Genomic DNA, 17,350 nt, shown 5'->3' with positions numbered 1-17,350 from the left:
GGTGCGCGATATTTGCGACCGCTTTGTTCTCGTCCGCTTGTTCTGGGTACTCTAACCCACTTTCCTGGCTGGGTATACCGCCAAATATCGGGTTTGAGCAGTTGGCCATGGCGGCACACCAGAACTCACCCGGGTGAAACAAGGCCGGGGTGATGACAGCTCACCCCGCCGGGCAGGAGATTGATATCAGTTCGAGGTTGGTACGCATGGCACCGGATGTAATCGCCAGGGCGACAACTGTTCTTGCTAGACAAAGGTCCAGCAGGATCCACCGAGAGTGAGCAGCAGAAAGGTCCCACCATGCACTTTGATTCCAAGAAGGTCATCGTCGTCGGAGGCAGTGCCGGTATGGGCCGGCAAGCGGCCGTTGATATCGTGCGCCACGGCGGCAGCGCGGTGATCATCGGCCGGTCGAAAGATCGGGTCGATGACACCGTGACGGAGTTGACCGGCGAAGGTGGCCAAGCCTGGGGGATCACTGCGGAGTTGACCGATCGTGCCGCGGTCGCCGATGTGCAGCGCGCGCTTTCCGAGGATCACGGCGACGCGACGCTGCTCGTAAACGCGGCCGGATTCTTCGTCCCCAAACCGTTTCTAGAGTACGACGCTCTGACATATGACTCGTACATGGAGCTCAACTATGCCCTGTTCTTTCTGACGCAGACCGTCGTTGAGGGCATGATCGCCCGCGGTGAGGGCGGTTCCATCGTCAACATCGGCAGCATGTGGGCACATCAGGCGATCGGCCTGACCCCGTCGTCGGTGTACTCGATGCAGAAGGCCGGCCTGCATGCACTCACCCATAACCTCGCCATCGAGCTCGCCGAGCACAAGATCCGCGTCAACGCGGTGGCGCCGGCCGTCGTCAAAACGCCGCTCTACGAAGGCTTCATCCCGAAGGACGAGATCGACGCCACCTTGGCCACGTTCGCGCCGCTTCACCCATTGGGACGGGTCGGCACCCCGGCCGACGTGGCCAACGCCGTGACGTTCCTGCTCTCTGATGAGGCCAGTTGGGTCACCGGCGCGATTCTCAACGTCGATGGCGGCATCATGGCCGGCCGCAACTGAGCAACGACGCGGGACGATTCGAAATACCAAGCGCAGCACTTATAACGGTTGTGCGGATGAAGGAGATCAGGTGTCACACCAATACAGCAAGAACCCTGCCGCGGTCGACGCGCTAAGCCCCGAGGAATACCGCGTCACCCAGGAGAGCGGCACGGAGCCGCCGTTCACTGGAAAGTACTGCGACAACCATGAACCCGGCATCTACGTTGACATTGTTTCTGGCGAACCGCTTTTCGCCTCTGTCAACAAGTTCGACAGCGGAAGCGGCTGGCCCAGCTTCACCCGGCCCATCGACGCGGACTTCGTTGTTGAGAGGCGTGACCGCAGCCATTTCATGGATCGGGTCGAGGTGCGATCAGCCCACGCCGACAGCCATCTGGGCCACGTATTCCCGGACGGCCCCAGGGAGGCCGGCGGGTTGCGCTACTGCGTCAACTCGGCGTCGCTGCGATTCATTCACCGCGATGACCTGGAAGCCCAGGGTTACGGGCAATATCTGCCCTTGTTCGATGTGTCGGACCAACACCAGAGCGTCGGTGAGCAGAAGTCATGACTGACCACAACAAGATCGCCGTCCTCGCCGGCGGATGCTTCTGGGGCATGGAGGACCTGTTCCGCGAGCTGCCCGGTGTGGTGTCCACGCGGGTCGGCTATACCGGTGGCAGCAACACACATCCCACCTACCGCAATCACCCCGGCCACGCCGAGGCGCTCGAAATCACATACGACCCGGACGAGACCGACTATCGGACACTGCTGGAATTCTTTTTCCAGATCCACGACCCGACCACAAAGAACCGGCAAGGCAACGATGTCGGAACCAGTTATCGGTCAGCGATTTTCTATCTGGACGACGAGCAAAGGCAAATTGCCGCACAGACCATCGCCGACGTCGAAGGGTCGGACCGCTGGCCCGGCGCAGTCGTCACCGAGGTCAACCCGGCCGGCGAGTTTTGGGTAGCCGAAGCCGAGCACCAGAACTACCTGCAACGCTACCCGTCCGGCTACACCTGCCACTACATCCGTCCCGAGTGGGTGCTATCCAACCGCGGCGACGGTGCGGCCGACCCGCGAGCAGCCACGGCCGAACAGACCGGGTCGGCTCAATAACGACATGGGCTCGATAACAGAAGACAAGGACCTGGCAATTCCAGCTGATTGGCGGGTGCTGTTGAGCGCATACGCGCCATTGGTGCTCTATGGCACGGTTTGTGCTGAGGCGTGGGTTTCAGCGCTACCCGGCGACCGGGTAGCGGTGGTGACGGGATGACCCAGAACCCGAATTTGGCTGCCCTATCAGCGGCGGGGGTATCGGTCTGGCTGGATGACTTGTCGCGCAACCTGTTGCAGTCCGGCAAGCTGCGGGAGCTCATCGACACTAGAAGCGTTGTCGGCGTGACAACTAACCCGTCCACCTTTGAGCGCGCACTGACAAACGGCCGCGCCTACGATGGACAGATTGCCGAGCTGACGGGCCGCGGAACCGCTATCGATACTGCGGTCCGCACGGCGATCACCGACGACGTGCGGATGGCCTGCGATGTGCTGCACCCGCAGTGGAAGGCCTCGGACGGCATCGACGGAAGAGTCTCCATCGAGGTTGACCCCTCGCTGGCGCACAACACCGATGCGACAGTCATGCAGGCCGTCGAGCTGGCGAAGGTCGTCGACCGGCCCAACGTTTTCATCAAAATTCCGGCGACCGCAGCCGGACTGCCCGCGATCACCGCGGCGTTGGCCAAAGGTGTCTCGGTCAACGTCACGCTGATCTTTTCTGTCCAGCGACATCGATCGGTGATGGACGCCTATCTGGCCGGTATCGAAGCCGCCCGGCAGGCCGAGTTGGACATATCGCAAATCCACTCTGTGGCATCTCTTTTCGTGTCCCGGATCGACACCGAAGTCGACAAGCGACTGGAGGCGATCGGCACCGATGAGGCGCTCAGACTGCGTGGGCAGGCCGGCGTCGCCAACGCGCGATTGGCCTACGCGGGCTACCAGCAGGTCTTCGAGGCCGATCCGCGCTATGCCGCGCTGCGCGCCGCCGGCGCCCGCGTGCAACGGCCGTTATGGGCCTCCACCGGTGTCAAGAACGCCGCTTACCCCGACACCATGTACGTCACGGAACTGGTGGCGCCGAACACGGTCAGCACCATTCCTGAGGAGACCCTGGAGGCGGTGGCCGATCACGGCATCATCGCCGGTGAAACCGTGGCGGGCAAGGCGTTGCATGCGCAGGAAGTGTTCGACCGGCTGACCTCGGTCGGTATCGATCTGCCGGATGTATTCGATGTGCTCGAACACGACGGGGTATCCAAGTTCGCAGCGTCCTGGTCGCGGACACTGCAACGGTGAAGACTGCGCGGTTACCGCCTTCAATCCCGTGCCGATCGCGCTCGGCCTTCATCAATTGTTTGGGGTCCAATCCCAGCGCGGTCGCTGTCTTGATCCGAGCGGCCGCGAGATTTTCCGTTGCAGCTAGGCCTCTTCCAACGCCTCGCCAAGTGACTGTAGGACCTTGTTGTGCTGCGCGTTGACAAGCGTGTGGCCCACCAACAAGGCGGCGACCACGGGCCATTCCATGAGCCCGAACACGGCCATCGCACCTACGCCGGCATAGAACGCCAGATGTTCCGGTGCCGGTAGCATCAGGCCGACATTCCAACGCGACGACGGGGAAATTATACCCGCGCGCCGGGCTCTCGCTTTGTTCATAACGTCTCCTGATCTCCCAGGCATAATTTTCGACACTCGTGCGCGGAGCTTTTCGACGCGGGCCGGGGCGGTTGTCAGCCCCCGAGATGGCGCCGTGTAGCGGGATACGCAACGTCGGCGTTCCTCTCACCTTCGGCTGGGTTCGCCGCCGTTGACCATTGCAAGCTGTTGGATTGATCTGGTCGAGGTCTTGTCGATCGTCCTGCGCTCGCGGTCGACCGACGAGTCGAATAGTAGTTCGCGCAATTGCTTTCGCCCGCGGTTGAGCCTCGAACTGACGGTGCCCTGCCGGGTGTCCGTCATGGCGGCGATCTCCTTGTAGGAGTATCCCGCGATGTCGGCAAAATACACGACGGTGCGAAACGGCTCGGGCAAGAGCATCATTGCCGCCTTGAGGTAAGGATCTGGCAGCAGTTCGAGCGCCTGGTCTTCGGCCGACCGTAGGACCTCATGCGTGCGTGGCGTACCGGCCATCAGCTGCCGATCGGTGATCTCACCAGTTGGATGTTGTGTGGGACGGCGCTTTTGCTTCCGATAGCTGTTGATATGGGTGTTGGTCATGATCCGGCGCAGCCATGCTCTGAGGTTCGTTCCCGGTTCGAATGCCTGGAGACCGACATAAGCGTTGAGCAATGTTTCCTGCACCAGATCCTCCGCATCCAATCGATTCGAGGTCATCCGAAGAGCCTGCCGGAACAGAGGCTGAAGGAGAGGGATGACGGCGCTTTCAAATGCGACGCTCAACGGAACATCCGGAGTCATTGCGCATTCCGCGCTCACGCGGCCCACGCTACGGTCCTGCCATCGCGAAAAGTATCGGCACGCGTGGAGCTCGGGCACCGCTTGCCCGAGTCGGGTAGCGAACGTGCGAGAGGGAAGTCCTACCCTGATCGACGCACCAGCGTCTCGAGGAACCGGTGACGTCGCGTGTGGCGCGCATTTCGGCAACTGGTGTCGTCTTGGTTGCGCCGGCGTTCAAGCGCGTTGCTTTCAGGGCCGATCCCCGCCCGATGCGGGCATGGCCGTAGGTAGGGTATCTCGTCGTCTCCACAGCACCTCCTGTTACCGATCTGGTGCCAGCATCCAGCGCCGCGGGGTGAGTGGTCATCATCCGCTGAGGTAATTCATCCGGGTGAGCGCCCGCGCCACCTACGACATCAAGTTGGCGGTCATTGCCGTGGCCGCACATCGGGGACGCCATCCACACCTCCAACTATCACCCGGGTGAATGACGAAGGTGGGCGACGACAGTTCACCCCCCTTCGCGCGATGCTCTCAACGTCTACCCCCGCACAGCCGTGTTCTTGTAAGAAGCACAGCAACGGACTCGCGCACCCGCGGTGCCCTGGACGGGGAAGGCCCGCACCGAAGAGACAACCATCGCCCGGAGCAAGGAGGACATGGTGAGCGCCGCCAAGAGAATGCTGGAGACCTATCCACGAGATCTGGGCCGGATAGACATCGCCAAGCTAATCGCATGTATCGACGCCTGTTTCGAATGCGACCAAGCTTGCACAGCGTGTGCAGACGCCTGCCTCAGTGAAGAGGACGTCTATCACTTGACCAAATGCATCCGTACGTGCCTTGACTGCTCGGATGTCTGCGCGACAACCGGTCGCGTTCTATCCCGGCACACGGACTACGACGCGAACTTGACCAAGACGGTGCTCGAAACGTGCGCCGCCGCCTGTAAGACAAGCGCGGACGAGTGCGACAAGCATGCGCCGAAGCACGAGCATTGCCGCGTGTGCGCCGAGGTGTGCCGTCGCTGTGAACGCGCCTGCCGCGATCTTGTTGAGGCGCTCGGATGAGACCACCGCCGAGCGGGCGTCGACTGTCCGAGACCGCATGATGTCAATCTCTTGCCGAACTTCGCTGTGCGAATGCGAGCTTGGAGATACGGGACGGAGCCAGCGCTGATGGGGATATCTGAATTCGACGACGTGCAGGCCCATCTGCTTGAACCAGAAGAAAGCCTGGACTCAGAACAGACCGGCATCGACCTCGACGAGGGCTACTCGCCCCCGGAACGCCCGCGTGAACTGCGGGCCTGGGGTCTCACCACGAGGGAAGCGCGGACCCATGAAAGTCTGTCACGCCGGCTCGCCCGGGAGGTGCCCGACGTGACCGATCAGTGGGATGGCGACGGAATCGGTGACAGCGCCGACAGCGATGGTGAACCAATCGACGATCAGGTTGGCGACATGCGGGCAGGTCGGCTCGTCGCCTTCGCCTTCGATGCGACGGACCCGGGTGCGGAGTACCTAGCCCACGACGTTGGCATTGACGGCGGCGCTGCCTCGGCTGAGGAAGCCGCCATGCATATCGTCGTCGACGAAGACGCCGGCGACGTCGAGGGATGGCGCCTTCGATGACCTGTCGTCCGGCCACCCGGTGAAATTCCAGCTGTGGTGACCCGCATTCTGATCCTGGGTGGCGGCCCGGCCGGCTATGAGGCGGCATTGGTTGCGGCTGCACGAGGTCCCGCCGTAGCCCGCGTGACCGTCGTCGATTCCGACGGGGTCGGGGGCGCCGCGGTGCTCTGCGACTGCGTGCCATCGAAGACCTTTATCGCATCCACAGGGCTGCGCACCGAACTGCGACGGGCAACCCGCCTGGGTTTCGACATCCACATCGACGACGCCGAGATCCGCTTGGCAGAAATCCACCAGCGGATCAAGACGCTCGCTACCGAACAATCGGCGGACATCACCGCCCAGCTGCTGAGCGTGGGCGTCGAGTTGCTCGCGGGGCGCGGCGAGCTGGTCGACGCGGCTCCCGGTCTGGCGCGTCACCGCGTCAAGGTGACCCAGCGCGACGGCAGCACCACGATCCGCGATGCCGATGTGGTGTTGATCGCCACCGGCGCGAGCCCCCGGATCCTGCCGTCGGCGCCCCCCGACGGCGAGCGCATCCTGACCTGGCGCCAGCTCTACGACCTGGACTCGTTGCCCGACCACCTCATCGTGGTGGGTTGCGGGGCTACCGGCATCGAATTCGCCAACGCCTACACCGAACTCGGTGTAACGGTGACACTGGTGGCCAGCCGCGAGCGGGTGTTGCCGTACGAGGACGCCGACGCCGCGCAGGTCCTCGAGGAATCATTCGCCCAGCGCGGCGTCAAATTGATCAAGAACGCTCGCGCGCAGACCGTAAGGCGCACCGACGACGGGGTGCGGGTGAGGATGACCGACGGCCGCGCCGTTGAGGGCAGCCACGCATTGATGACACTTGGGTCGGTGCCCAACACCGGCAGGCTGGGTTTAGAGCGCGTGGGCATCGAAACCGGGCCCGGCAACCATATTGCGGTCGACCGGGTGTCGCGGACCTCGGTCGCGGGCATTTACGCTGCGGGGGACTGCACTGATGTACTGCCGTTAGCCTCGGTTGCCGCGATGCAGGGCCGGATCGCGATGTATCACGCGCTCGGTGAAGCCGTTAGTCCGCTCCGGTTGCGCACCGTCGCCGCGACGGTGTTCACCCACCCCGAGGTCGCGACGGTCGGCATCTCGCAGGCCGCGATCGACGATGGTTCTATTCGGGCCCGCATCATCATGCTGCCGTTGAAAACCAACGCGCGGGCGAAAATGTCGGAGCTGCGTCAGGGCTTCGTAAAGCTATTTTGCCGGCAGGACAGCGGCGTGGTAATTGGTGGCGTGGTCGTCGCGCCGATCGCTTCGGAATTGATACTGCCGATCGCGATGGCTGTTCAAAACCGAATCACCGTTGACGATCTAGCGCAGACGCTTGCGATCTATCCTTCGCTGTCCGGCTCGATCACCGAGGCGGCGCGCCGGCTCATAGCCCGCGATGATCTGAACTGATGCCCGAACGTAATTGGGCCGGCGAGTGCTCTGTGGTTCCGGGTTGATGCCAGATCGGGTCGCTCGACTGGCGATTGCGATGGTGGGACTGCCTGTGGCCCTGTGGTGGCTGCAACCGTGGAAGTTGTTGTTGATCAGGACCACCGCCGATGACAGGCTGCCGCCTGGAGCGCAGACGACCCGCTGCGGCGAGTTCACCGGCCACATCCACCGAACCAGCGGGGTTGCGCGCCTGCTAACCGTGGGCGACGGGGCGCAGATTCTGCGGCTGGAAAATCTGCATACCATTTTGGGACCACGACTACGCGTGTGGCTCAGCGATGCACCGGTCGACCATGCCAGGTTCCCCTGGCGAAACCTTGGGCGTTGCAAACACATAGACCTCGGGAGCCTACGCGCCAACCGCGGCAACGCCGATTACGCCGTGCCCGACGCTGCCGACACCGGCGCGCTCGGCGCCGTAATCCTGTGGTGCGAGCGCTTCGGTGTGTCCTTCGGCGCGGCGCAACTGCGACCCGCGACCCAATGAGTCCCTCCGCCCGTCGCGGAAGCCGTTGAAGTCGCGCGCCCTGCGCCGCGACCCATGATTGCGCGCGCGGCAGCGCGGCGCTGACGCGTTCCTGAAGAGTGCGCCGCTCGGCGCCCGGGCAGCCGATCCGATGTAGCGGTGGCCGCAAGAGCGTTATCACCCGGGTGAATCGTGCTGAGGGGTGATGACAGATAGACCAGGGTCGGGCGACGCTCACTACCGACGAACCTGTGCAGCTTCGACCACGCGACTCATGCGCCAATGCCGTTTACCACGGCGCAGTCCGGGACGCCGTGGCCACCAAGGAACACCAAGGCCTCCGTGCGATCGACCCCCAATCCCATCTGAATACCCGAATACCAACCAGGAGAAGAGATATGAACGCGGTCCCACTTCACCGCCAACCGGAGAAGGCGGAACCCTCCACCTCGGTTGTGATCGTCGGCAGCGGGTTCGCCGCTTTCGAGTGTGCACGTGGCCTGGTCCGACGGTTAGACAGGGCGCGCGCCTCAGATGTGAGGATAACCATCGTCTCGCCAGTCGATTACCTGCAGTACACGCCATTGCTGGCGGATGTGGCCGGTGGGCTGGTCGACCCGCGGTTTGTCTGTATTCCGCTGGCGGGAACACTCAGGGGCGTGCGGGCGGTGCGCGGGCGGGTCGACGGCGTTGACTTCGATCGGCATATGCTCTCGTTGACCGATCCTGAGGGCCGGGTGAGGACGTTATCGTGGGATCGGCTGGTCTTGACACCAGGATCGGTGACGCGGCTGTTCGATACGCCCGGCTTGGCCACCCACGCGCACGGGCTGAAGTCGACGGCCGAGGCGCTGTATCTGCGTGATCATGTGATCGAGCAGTTGGAACTCGCTCACGTTGAGGAAAACGAGGCGCGCGCGGCCGCGCGGCGCACGATTGTCGTTGTCGGTGCTTCGTATTCCGGTTCCGAATTGACCGCGCAGCTGCGCGCACTCGCCGACGCAGCGGCGAAGCAGATAGGCTTCGACCGGGCCTCGGTGCGGTTTGTGTTGCTGGACTTGGCCAGCCACGTCATGCCCGAGCTGGGGCGGAAGCTCGGCGACGCGGCGATGGGTGTACTGCGCTCGCGTGGAATCGACGTGCGGTTGGGCACGACCCTCAAGGAGGTTCACGCCGATCATGTTGTCCTTACCGATGATTCGCGCATCGACACTTACACGGTAGCGTGGGTGGCTGGCGTGATCCCGTCACCGCTGATCGCCACGCTGGGCTTGGAAACCGAGCGGGGCCGGCTCAAGGTACAGACCGATTTGCAGGTGCCAGGTCACCCCGATGTGTTCGCCGCGGGCGACGCCGCCGCCGTTCCGGACCTGACCCAGCCCGGCAAGAACGCCCCGCCCACCGCCCAGCACGCGACCCGACAGGGTAAAACGTTGGCCCGCAACGTCGCCGCAAGCCTTGGGTACGGAGAGCGGAAGGACTACCGCCACAGCGACAAGGGCATGGTCGTCGACTTGGGCCCGCGCTACGCCGTCGCCAACCCGCTAGGCGTGCACCTATCGGGCTATCCCGCCAAGATTGTCGCCCGCGCCTACCACCTCTACGCACTTCCCCGTCTCGTCAACCGCTGGGCGGTCGCACTCGCATATCTCACCGACGTCTTCTTTCCTCGCACCGTGTTGTCAATGGGGTTCGTTTCCGGTCCCGACGCCCAATTCGCGGCCAACGAAGTCGTCCGGATACCGAAGGCCGTCGGAGCACAATGAGATTCAACGACACCACTCCTGTTTGTGGCGGCCGACGCACGGCCTGCTCCGCGCCAGCGAACAGATTGCGGCTTCCCACGGCGCTGCCGGCCGGGAGCAATACGGCGGCACCGTATGTGATCCCAGCGGTCCTAATCAACGACAGATCCAACGCCGGCTCTATTTGGGATGATCACCACCACGAAACGGAGCACCAATGAGCGTCGTCAACAAGGGCTTTCGCGGGCGACGCGGTGAGGCCGCCCGCGAGCTGCCACCCGGGCAACATCTGACCGCGGACTTCCCTGTCCTGCAAGCAGGACCGACTCCGCGGATCGATCTCGATGACTGGCGATTCACCATTCGCAACGAGCTCGGCGCCGAACAGTCGTGGACTTGGGCACAGCTCAAGCTCCTGCGCAGCGAGCGGCTCAGCGTGGACATCCACTGCGTCACCACCTGGTCCAAGCTTGACACCGAATGGGAAGGCGTTTCTCTGGACACACTTTTCGAATCAATCGACACCACTGCAGGATTCGCACTGGTCGGCTCCTACGGCGGCTACACCACCAACCTCCCGCTGCGCGATCTTCGTGGCGGGAGGGCTTGGATCGTTTACGCGTACCAGGGCGCACCGCTTAGCGCGATACACGGAGGTCCGGCGCGACTGTTGGTGCCACACCTGTATTTCTGGAAGTCGGCTAAGTGGGTTAGATCCATTGAGCTGCGCGACAGCGACGCACCTGGATTCTGGGAGTGTTTGGGCTACCACAGCTACGGCGACCCGTGGCGCGAACAACGCTACGCCGGGGATTGATGACGGCTGTGGACTCCCACGCGGAACCGAAGTTGCGCTGGCGGGTCGCGCGTGTGGTGCACTCTAAGCCCGAGACCGGGTCGGCGCAAACGATCGGGCTGGCCGTGCCGGGCTGGGGCGGCCACTTGTCCGGCCAGCACATTGATCTCAAGCTGACCGCTGAGGACGGGTACAGCGCGCAACGCAGCTATTCACTCAGCAGACCGGCCGACGGTGAGCGCATCGAGCTCACTGTGCAGCGGATTGACGACGGGGAAGTCTCGCCCTACCTCACCGGGCTTGTTGCCGGAGACGAGATCGAACTCCGCGGACCCATCGGCGGCTGGTTCGCCTGGCGGCCTGACGAGGACGTTCGGGTCCTGCTCGTCGGCGGCGGATCGGGAATCGTGCCATTGATGGCGATGCTGCGACAGCGGGTAGTGGTGGGCAGCGCCGACTTTCGGTTGGTCTATTCGGTTCGCAGTCCGGACGACGTGTACTACGCCCAAGAGCTGGAGCGGCTCGAGCGCGAATGTGACTGGCTGCAGATCGCGCTGGTCTACACCAGGGTGGCTGCGCCGCAGACCATCCGGCCGGCCGGCCGGGTCCGCCCCGCTGACCTCGCGCCGAAGGAGTGGGTGCCCGCCGACGGTGGGCACGTCTACGTCTGCGGTCCAACCGGATTTGTGGAATCGGTCACCGCGACGTTGATCGAGCAGGGGCATCAGCCGTCCGCCATCCGGACCGAGCGGTTCGGCCCGAGCAACGAACGAAGGAACGATAAGTCATGACCGAACCAACACACGTCGACGGTAACGCGGCCGCGGGCGCCTTCGCAGAAGTGCTGGGATTCGATGTCACCACCGTGACGTTGACATGCGGGAAATGTTGTCGCGCCAGGGTCTTCGCCGAAAGTCACGTCTATCACCGCGGGCCCGGCATCGTGGTGCGCTGCCCGTGCTGCGGAACCGTCCTGGCCCGGCTTGTGCAAACGCCCACCGGTGTGTGGCTCGACTTCCGCGGCGCCCAGTCCTGGCGTGTCCCGATCCAGAGCTGATGGAGTCCCTCGACGCACTCGCCGGTCGGGTGCGCACTGCCGACATCGTGGACGCCATGGGGCGGCTGCACCGACATCGGTGTCATCTCCTGGACCTGGTGAGTCCCACTCCCGGACGCCGGCTCTTCGGCCCCGCCGTGACCATCTCCTTCTTTCCCGCGTGCCGCGCCGCTCTCCCGCCCGAGCGCTACAACTTCAAGAGGTTGTTCTACGACGCGATCGAAGGCGGCGCCGACGGGCGCGTGCTGGTTCTGGCCAGCAACGGCTACACCGATGCGTCACTGGGCGGCGGGACAAAGCTATCCCGTGTCAGAAACCACCGGCTCGCCGGCATTCTGACCGACGGGCGGCTACGCGACTTCGCCGAGCTCGAACGCTTCGACCTGGCCATCTATTGCCGAGGCGAAACAACGCGGTGGGGCGGCGACACCGTCACTCCCTATGAGGTGAACCGTCCAGTCGTGATCGCCGGGGTGGCGGTCCGTCCCGGCGACTACGTCTTCGCCGATGGCTCCGGCGCCGCGGTCATACCCGCCGGCGATGTGCGCGCTGTCCTACGGGCCGCCAACCAGGTCGCGGTGGAGGACGCGGCGGCGATCGCCAGCATCAGAGACGAAACCTCAACCACGCTGGGAGGCAATGAGAATTGAGCGGTCTTCGGTCGGGGAACCATTGCAGTGTCCTGGGCGCTTCAACCGCAGATCCGTCTTCTCGCCGGCGTCCACCCGGGTGAATTGCACAGCCGGATGAGGACATCTCACCCGATGCGCACCGACAGTGGTCGTTGATCTGGGCAATGACCACCCAACGGCCGGACCGACGACGCTTCCCCGACAGCACATCAATCGCAACAACCATGGCTCCAAGAATCAATGATGAGAGGAAACCCCCGCATGGCCACGCCCGAATTCTTCGACACCCCTGGATACGGCGAGATCGCCCGTACCCGCAACCACTACAGCCAAGCTCTACGCATCGGCGATCGCATCGAGATCTCCGGCCAAGGCGGCTGGGACGCAGACTTCACCTTGTCGCCCACATCCCTGGAGGACGAGATCGTCAAGGCGTGCGAAAACGTTGAAAGGACCCTCGCTGAGGCGGGTGCCCGCTGGAGCGACGTCGTGAACATTCACTCCTACCATGTCCCCACGGCCGATGAATCCATCGGTGATGAGCACATGTCAGTGATGGTGGACCAGTTCGGCAAGCGGTTCGGCGAAAGGCTCCCGTTGTGGACCGCGGTGGGCGTCGAGGCGCTCGCACTGCCCAACCAGCGCGTCGAGATCGAGGTCGTCGCCATCGTCGGATCCGGCGGCAAGTAGACGTCGGCACCAGGTCGCGAAGCGCCGGACAGGCCGGCGCATAAGGCGGCAAAAGTCGATGACTCACCCCTGAAACGGAGGCAGGCGTGGACCGAATACTCCAAGCCCTGATCGGTGACCAGCTCGGTGCCGTCGATGCCGCGATCAAAGCCGCAGCGCTGTTCCTCACGGCTGCGATCCTGTTTCGGTTCATGGAGCGCCGCACCCTCGCCGAATTCGCGCCATTCGACTGGATCGCTGCAGTGGCCGCCGGAGCCGTCGTCGGTCGGGCTGCTACTGCCAGCGATACCTCGTGGCTCAACGCAACCGCGGCGCTCATTAGCCTTCTTGCCGCCCACGCGGTACTAGCGAGATTGCGCTTCATTCCGGCGATTCGACGTTTCATCGATCCGCCCCTGAAAGTGCTGATCCGCAACGGACACGTCGACCGACGCAACCTGCGTCGATGCGGACTAACCACTGCCGATCTCGAGGCTGTGCTACGACAGCACGGACACGAAAGCTCGGATCGTATTCACCTCGCGATCTTCGAAGCCAAAGGCGCGATCTCCATTCTGTTCAAGGATGAGAGGGTCACGGATCCCAACGCCGCCGCCCCGGATGCGCTGGTGGGAAGAGGGTGCGAATGACACACAGGGCCGGCCCGCGATTCCCCCCACGTGCGCTTGCCACCTCGACTGGGCTCAGCGGGCGAGCCGACCGGCCAGCACCGGCTGCCCTGGGCCCGCCAGCTCCCCGATGGCACTTCGCCGGCCGGTGATCGCCATCAGCACGGCTTCTGCCGGTCCTGTGACTTCCGGTCCCGAGCCGTGAGTCCAGTCCAGGTCGGTCGGGGTCAGGCGTATACCGCGGGCGAGGCGCCACGCCGGCAGTTCGGGGCTGCACAAGCTGGCCCCCAGGACCCACCGCAGCCGTTCAGCCGGGATCTGGCGAGGCATACCCAGCGGACGGCGGATGTCCTGATGATGGATGGTGACGTCGAGCAGGGCGAGTCGGCCCCCGAGAATAGTGGCCAGCCCCTGTGGCTTCAGATGAGCCCGCAGCCTGTGGAGGAGCTGTTCGGTAGTGAGGGATGCGAGTTCGTCAACAACCACCTGGTTGATGTGGAGGATCCGACCCCGGATGGCGCGGCGAAACATGCCGAGAAGACTGACCCCGTCGAAGCTCATGACGTGAGCGACCACGTCCCGTACCCGCCAGCCCTCACAAAGCGACGGCGCCTCCCACTGCCCGGGCGTCAGAGTCTCCAGAAGATCAGCTAGGTCCGTGCGTTCGGCGGTGGCCATCTCAAGACCATCCACGGCATCACTTCCTAAGCCCGTCGGTGGACAGCAGTCTGTCACTTGCGCGCGCCCTGTGTCCATGAGGGCAGCGCCGCCTTGACCGATCAGGCTGGCGAGCGGGTGTTCCGCTCCTACTTCATCAACGAGCCTGCTCATCGGGCTGGGGTTGGCGGCCTGCGAACAAGGCCGCGGGGCCCGCTACATCACCACCGCGCAACTGGTCACCGAACTCGTCGAAGCCGCCGACGAACGGATCCTGTCGCGCGTCGTGGCTGGCTACGGACGCCTGGATCTGCTCTGCCTCGACGAGATCGGATACGTCCAAATCGACTCTCGCGGAGCGGAATTGCTCTTCCAGATCATCACCGAACGCGAAGATCGCGCCTGGGTCTCGATCGTTACCAACCTGCCCTTCAGCGAATGGGGCACCGTCTTCCGACCCGCGCCTGGTCGCCGCCATCGTCGACCGCGTCACATTCAACGCCCACATCATCGACACCGGCACCAAGTCCTACCGACTACGCACCAGCAGAACCACCACCCGAGGCAAACGGGTCGGCTAGGCCGCAGACCGACATTGCGGGTAAGGCACGGATGGGCCGGCAGATGCCGTGGTAATCGGTCACGGTGATGGGCCGCGGTCCGATCATGAAGGGATCTTTCCCTTCCTGGCGATGGAATCCGATGGGAGACAATGCGGGTGACTCAGCCAGCGCTGGGCATCGAGTGCAGCCGCGCAGCCGCTGGCGGCGGCGGTGACTGCTTGGCGGTAGCGGCGGTCGATCAGGTCGCCGGCAGCGAATACGCCCTCCGCGGAGGTACATGTCGTAGCGCCTTTGGTCAGGATGTGGCCGCCGGCATCGAGGTCGACGAGTCCGATCAGGAGATCTGAGCACGGCGTCTGGCCGACAGCGACGAAGACGGCCGCGGCCGCGATGGTGGAATCGCCGGCGTGGCGCGTGCTGCGGATGCGCACCCCGCTGACGTGTGGGCCACCGAGTAGGGCCACTACCTCAATGGATGTCAGGATCGCGACGTTGGGATGATCCCGCAGACGAGCGACGGCGATGGCTGATGCCCGGAGTCGGGGGCGATGGTGGATGAGGGTGACGTGGCGGGCCAGCGGCGCAAGGAAGAGCGCCTCTTCAACGGCACCGTCGCCCCCGCCGATGACGGCGACGTCACGTCCGGTGAACTGTGCGCCGTCGCGTTTCGCGCTGGTGCTTACGCCGATGAGCCCGCGTTCGCCCGGCACTTTGAGGGACCGGGGGGCCGAGCCCATGGCAAGAATCAGGGCACGGCCGTGGTGCCGGTCATCGCTCATGCTGACCGTCTTGGGCTCGTCGCCGAGAGCGAATCTGTCGACGTAGCCCGGGCGTAACTCTGCGCCGAAGTGCTGTGCTTGTCGCCGCATCGCGTCAGCCAGCGCCGGACCCGAGACGAATGGGCCCACACCGGGGTAGTTGTCTACCGGCCCGGCGGCCAGCAGGGCACCGCCGGGCTCGTGTCCTTCGATGACAAGGGTGTCCAGCCCGGCCCGAGCCGTGTAGATCGCCGCCGTGTACCCGGCTGGTCCCGACCCGACGATGATGACATCACGAACCCGGCTCGCTGTCGGCGTCACAGGTTGATGGCATGGCCGGTCAGAGCGTGAAAGCATTCCTGTAGTCCCTCGCCCAGCGTGGGGTGGGTGTGCACATTGCGGGCCAGCTCGGCCGCGGTCAGGTCCCAGAGTTGGGCGGCGGTGAGCTCGGGGAGTAGCTCGCTGACTTCGGCGCCGACGAGGTGGGCCCCAAGTAGCTCGCCGTGCGCGGTATCGGCGATGATTTTGATAAAGCCTGCGCGCTCGCCTAGTCCGTGTGCTTTGGCGCTGGCCTGCATGGGGAAAGTGGCTACCCGTATGTCGTAACCGCTGGCGCGGGCCTGGTCTTCGGTGTAGCCGAAGCTGGCGACTTGGGGTTGACAGAACGTCACGCGCGGCATCATGCGGTAGTCCAAGGGCATGGTCGGGGCGCCGGCGATGGTTTCGGCAGCGATGACTCCTTGGGCCGAGGCGACATGGGCGAGTTGAACTTTGGCGGTGACATCGCCGATCGCGAAGATATGGCGAGCCGAGGTGCGCATGCGGTCGTCGATGTCGATCGCCCCACCTGTCGTGAGTCGTACACCGAGCTTGTCGAGGCCAAGATTTTCGACGTTAGGACAAAATCCGATACAGATGAACGCGCGGGCGGCGTCGACTGAGGTGGTGTGGCCGTTGCGGTCATGGTGGGTAACGGTGACGTGGTTGCCGTGGTCGATCACCGAGCCCACCCGGGTGTTCGTACGGATGGGGATTCCGCGCCGTCGGTACTGACGGGTCAATTCCTTTGACACGTCGGCGTCTTCGTTGGGGAGTGCGCGATCGGCGTACTCGAGAATTTGGACGTCAACGCCATAGCTGTTGAGGATGTAGGCAAACTCCATGCCTATTCCACCGGCGCCGATGATGATGATGGACTCGGGTGTTGTTGCGTCGAGGATCTGCTGCTCGTAGGTCACGATGTTGTCGCTGAGGGTGACCCCCGGCAGCATCCGCACCCGTGAGCCTGTGGCGATGATGGCGTTGTCGAAGCGGACGCTGGTGGTGCCGCCGTCACATAGCTGTACGTCGAGCGTGTGCGAGCTGCTGAAGTGGCCACGACCGTCGATTTCGGTGATCTTGTTTTTGCGCATCAGGAAGTGCACGCCCCGGACCCGGGCCTCGCTGACTTCGCGGCTGCGTGACACGGCACGGGCGTAGTCGAGTTGGATGTCGCCGCGGATACCGAACTCGTCTGCCTGATGGGTCAGGATGGAGGCGATCTCGGCATTGCGCAGCAGGGCTTTTGACGGTACACACCCGGTGTTGAGGCAAACCCCGCCCCAGTAGCGTTCTTCGATGATCGCGACGGTCATACCGAGTTGGGCCGCGCGAATGCCGGCGACGTATCCGCCCGAGCCGGCCCCCACGACCACCAGGTCATAATGGCGGGGGATTGGTGTGCTCA

The 17,350-nt window shown here is 64.0% G+C and carries 21 protein-coding genes; 16 read left to right on the top strand and 5 right to left on the bottom strand.

The annotated features are described in order from the left end of the window. Positions 1-300 precede the first annotated feature (300 nt). The 4 genes from A5750_RS04430 (at position 301) to tal (ending at position 3,426) form a co-directional block, all read left to right on the top strand. Complete coding sequence (locus tag A5750_RS04430; protein WP_066944959.1) at positions 301-1,071, top strand: SDR family NAD(P)-dependent oxidoreductase; 771 nt, start codon at positions 301-303, stop codon at positions 1,069-1,071. 70 nt (positions 1,072-1,141) lie between these two features. Continuing rightward, positions 1,142-1,624 carry a peptide-methionine (R)-S-oxide reductase MsrB gene (gene msrB, locus A5750_RS04425; RefSeq protein WP_066944956.1) on the top strand — a complete coding sequence of 161 codons (483 nt, stop codon included), beginning with the start codon at positions 1,142-1,144 and terminating at the stop codon, positions 1,622-1,624. Beyond that, complete coding sequence (msrA, locus tag A5750_RS04420; protein ID WP_066944952.1) at positions 1,621-2,181, top strand: peptide-methionine (S)-S-oxide reductase MsrA; 561 nt, start codon at positions 1,621-1,623, stop codon at positions 2,179-2,181. The genes msrB and msrA overlap by 4 nt, the downstream gene beginning before the upstream one ends. A 156-nt stretch (positions 2,182-2,337) precedes the next feature. Next, positions 2,338-3,426, top strand: a complete 1,089-nt coding sequence (gene tal / locus A5750_RS04415; RefSeq protein ID WP_066944949.1) for a transaldolase — start codon at positions 2,338-2,340, stop codon at positions 3,424-3,426. Between the two features lie 123 nt (positions 3,427-3,549). Here the strand turns inward: tal and A5750_RS25715 are convergent, their stop codons facing one another. Continuing rightward, positions 3,550-3,786, bottom strand: a complete 237-nt coding sequence (locus tag A5750_RS25715) for a hypothetical protein (RefSeq protein ID WP_156659087.1) — start codon at positions 3,784-3,786, stop codon at positions 3,550-3,552. Between the two features lie 126 nt (positions 3,787-3,912). Continuing rightward, a complete protein-coding gene (locus A5750_RS04410; RefSeq protein WP_082948379.1) occupies positions 3,913-4,548 on the bottom strand; it encodes a sigma-70 family RNA polymerase sigma factor in 636 nt (211 codons plus the stop codon). A gap of 659 nt (positions 4,549-5,207) precedes the next feature. Between A5750_RS04410 and A5750_RS04405 the strand changes: the two genes are divergently transcribed. The 11 genes from A5750_RS04405 to A5750_RS04355 all read left to right on the top strand — a co-directional run bounded on the left by A5750_RS04405 (position 5,208) and on the right by A5750_RS04355 (position 13,667). Continuing rightward, positions 5,208-5,597 carry a four-helix bundle copper-binding protein gene (locus tag A5750_RS04405; RefSeq protein WP_197505346.1) on the top strand — a complete coding sequence of 130 codons (390 nt, stop codon included), beginning with the start codon at positions 5,208-5,210 and terminating at the stop codon, positions 5,595-5,597. 108 nt (positions 5,598-5,705) lie between these two features. Beyond that, positions 5,706-6,161, top strand: coding sequence for a DUF5709 domain-containing protein (locus A5750_RS04400; protein ID WP_066944941.1), 456 nt, complete (start codon positions 5,706-5,708; stop codon positions 6,159-6,161). Between the two features lie 33 nt (positions 6,162-6,194). Then, on the top strand, positions 6,195-7,610 hold the full coding sequence (locus A5750_RS04395) for an NAD(P)H-quinone dehydrogenase (RefSeq protein ID WP_067261324.1): 1,416 nt from the start codon (positions 6,195-6,197) through the stop codon (positions 7,608-7,610). Between the two features lie 94 nt (positions 7,611-7,704). Further along, positions 7,705-8,139, top strand: a complete 435-nt coding sequence (locus A5750_RS04390) for a DM13 domain-containing protein (protein WP_197505345.1) — start codon at positions 7,705-7,707, stop codon at positions 8,137-8,139. Positions 8,140-8,516: 377 nt separating this feature from the next. Next, positions 8,517-9,884, top strand: coding sequence for an NAD(P)/FAD-dependent oxidoreductase (locus A5750_RS04385; RefSeq protein ID WP_066944931.1), 1,368 nt, complete (start codon positions 8,517-8,519; stop codon positions 9,882-9,884). 196 nt (positions 9,885-10,080) lie between these two features. Further along, a complete protein-coding gene (locus A5750_RS04380) occupies positions 10,081-10,680 on the top strand; it encodes a sulfite oxidase-like oxidoreductase (protein WP_066944926.1) in 600 nt (199 codons plus the stop codon). Continuing rightward, complete coding sequence (locus tag A5750_RS04375; RefSeq protein WP_066944923.1) at positions 10,680-11,450, top strand: ferredoxin reductase; 771 nt, start codon at positions 10,680-10,682, stop codon at positions 11,448-11,450. The genes A5750_RS04380 and A5750_RS04375 overlap by 1 nt, the downstream gene beginning before the upstream one ends. Beyond that, a complete protein-coding gene (locus A5750_RS04370) occupies positions 11,447-11,716 on the top strand; it encodes a DUF6510 family protein (protein ID WP_066944920.1) in 270 nt (89 codons plus the stop codon). Before A5750_RS04375 ends, A5750_RS04370 begins: the two co-directional genes overlap by 4 nt. Then, the gene (locus A5750_RS04365; RefSeq protein WP_066944919.1) at positions 11,716-12,366 is read left to right on the top strand and encodes an RraA family protein; all 651 of its coding nucleotides are present in this window, start codon (positions 11,716-11,718) and stop codon (positions 12,364-12,366) included. The genes A5750_RS04370 and A5750_RS04365 overlap by 1 nt, the downstream gene beginning before the upstream one ends. Before the next feature lie 243 nt (positions 12,367-12,609). Beyond that, complete coding sequence (locus A5750_RS04360; protein WP_082959033.1) at positions 12,610-13,038, top strand: Rid family hydrolase; 429 nt, start codon at positions 12,610-12,612, stop codon at positions 13,036-13,038. Between the two features lie 86 nt (positions 13,039-13,124). Continuing rightward, positions 13,125-13,667 carry a DUF421 domain-containing protein gene (locus A5750_RS04355; RefSeq protein WP_066944913.1) on the top strand — a complete coding sequence of 181 codons (543 nt, stop codon included), beginning with the start codon at positions 13,125-13,127 and terminating at the stop codon, positions 13,665-13,667. Between the two features lie 54 nt (positions 13,668-13,721). Here A5750_RS04355 and A5750_RS04350 read toward each other — a convergent pair whose 3' ends face one another. After that, positions 13,722-14,324 carry a maleylpyruvate isomerase family mycothiol-dependent enzyme gene (locus A5750_RS04350; RefSeq protein ID WP_231989129.1) on the bottom strand — a complete coding sequence of 201 codons (603 nt, stop codon included), beginning with the start codon at positions 14,322-14,324 and terminating at the stop codon, positions 13,722-13,724. A 163-nt stretch (positions 14,325-14,487) separates the two neighbouring features. Here A5750_RS04350 and A5750_RS25165 point away from each other — a divergent pair, with 163 nt between their 5' ends. Continuing rightward, on the top strand, positions 14,488-14,952 hold the full coding sequence (locus A5750_RS25165) for an ATP-binding protein (RefSeq protein WP_231989128.1): 465 nt from the start codon (positions 14,488-14,490) through the stop codon (positions 14,950-14,952). 15 nt (positions 14,953-14,967) lie between these two features. Here A5750_RS25165 and A5750_RS04340 read toward each other — a convergent pair whose 3' ends face one another. Both A5750_RS04340 and lpdA read right to left on the bottom strand, forming a co-directional pair. Beyond that, positions 14,968-15,945, bottom strand: a complete 978-nt coding sequence (locus A5750_RS04340; protein ID WP_231989127.1) for an NAD(P)/FAD-dependent oxidoreductase — start codon at positions 15,943-15,945, stop codon at positions 14,968-14,970. Next, positions 15,942-17,339, bottom strand: a complete 1,398-nt coding sequence (gene lpdA, locus A5750_RS04335; RefSeq protein WP_156659091.1) for a dihydrolipoyl dehydrogenase — start codon at positions 17,337-17,339, stop codon at positions 15,942-15,944. The genes A5750_RS04340 and lpdA overlap by 4 nt, the downstream gene beginning before the upstream one ends. Positions 17,340-17,350: the final 11 nt, after the last annotated feature.

The sequence above is a fragment of the Mycobacterium sp. 852002-51613_SCH5001154 genome, from assembly GCF_001667425.1.
Classification (GTDB): Bacteria; Actinomycetota; Actinomycetes; order Mycobacteriales; family Mycobacteriaceae; genus Mycobacterium.
Note: the sequence above shows the minus strand (reverse complement) of the source record. Positions and strands in the feature narration are given on the sequence as shown.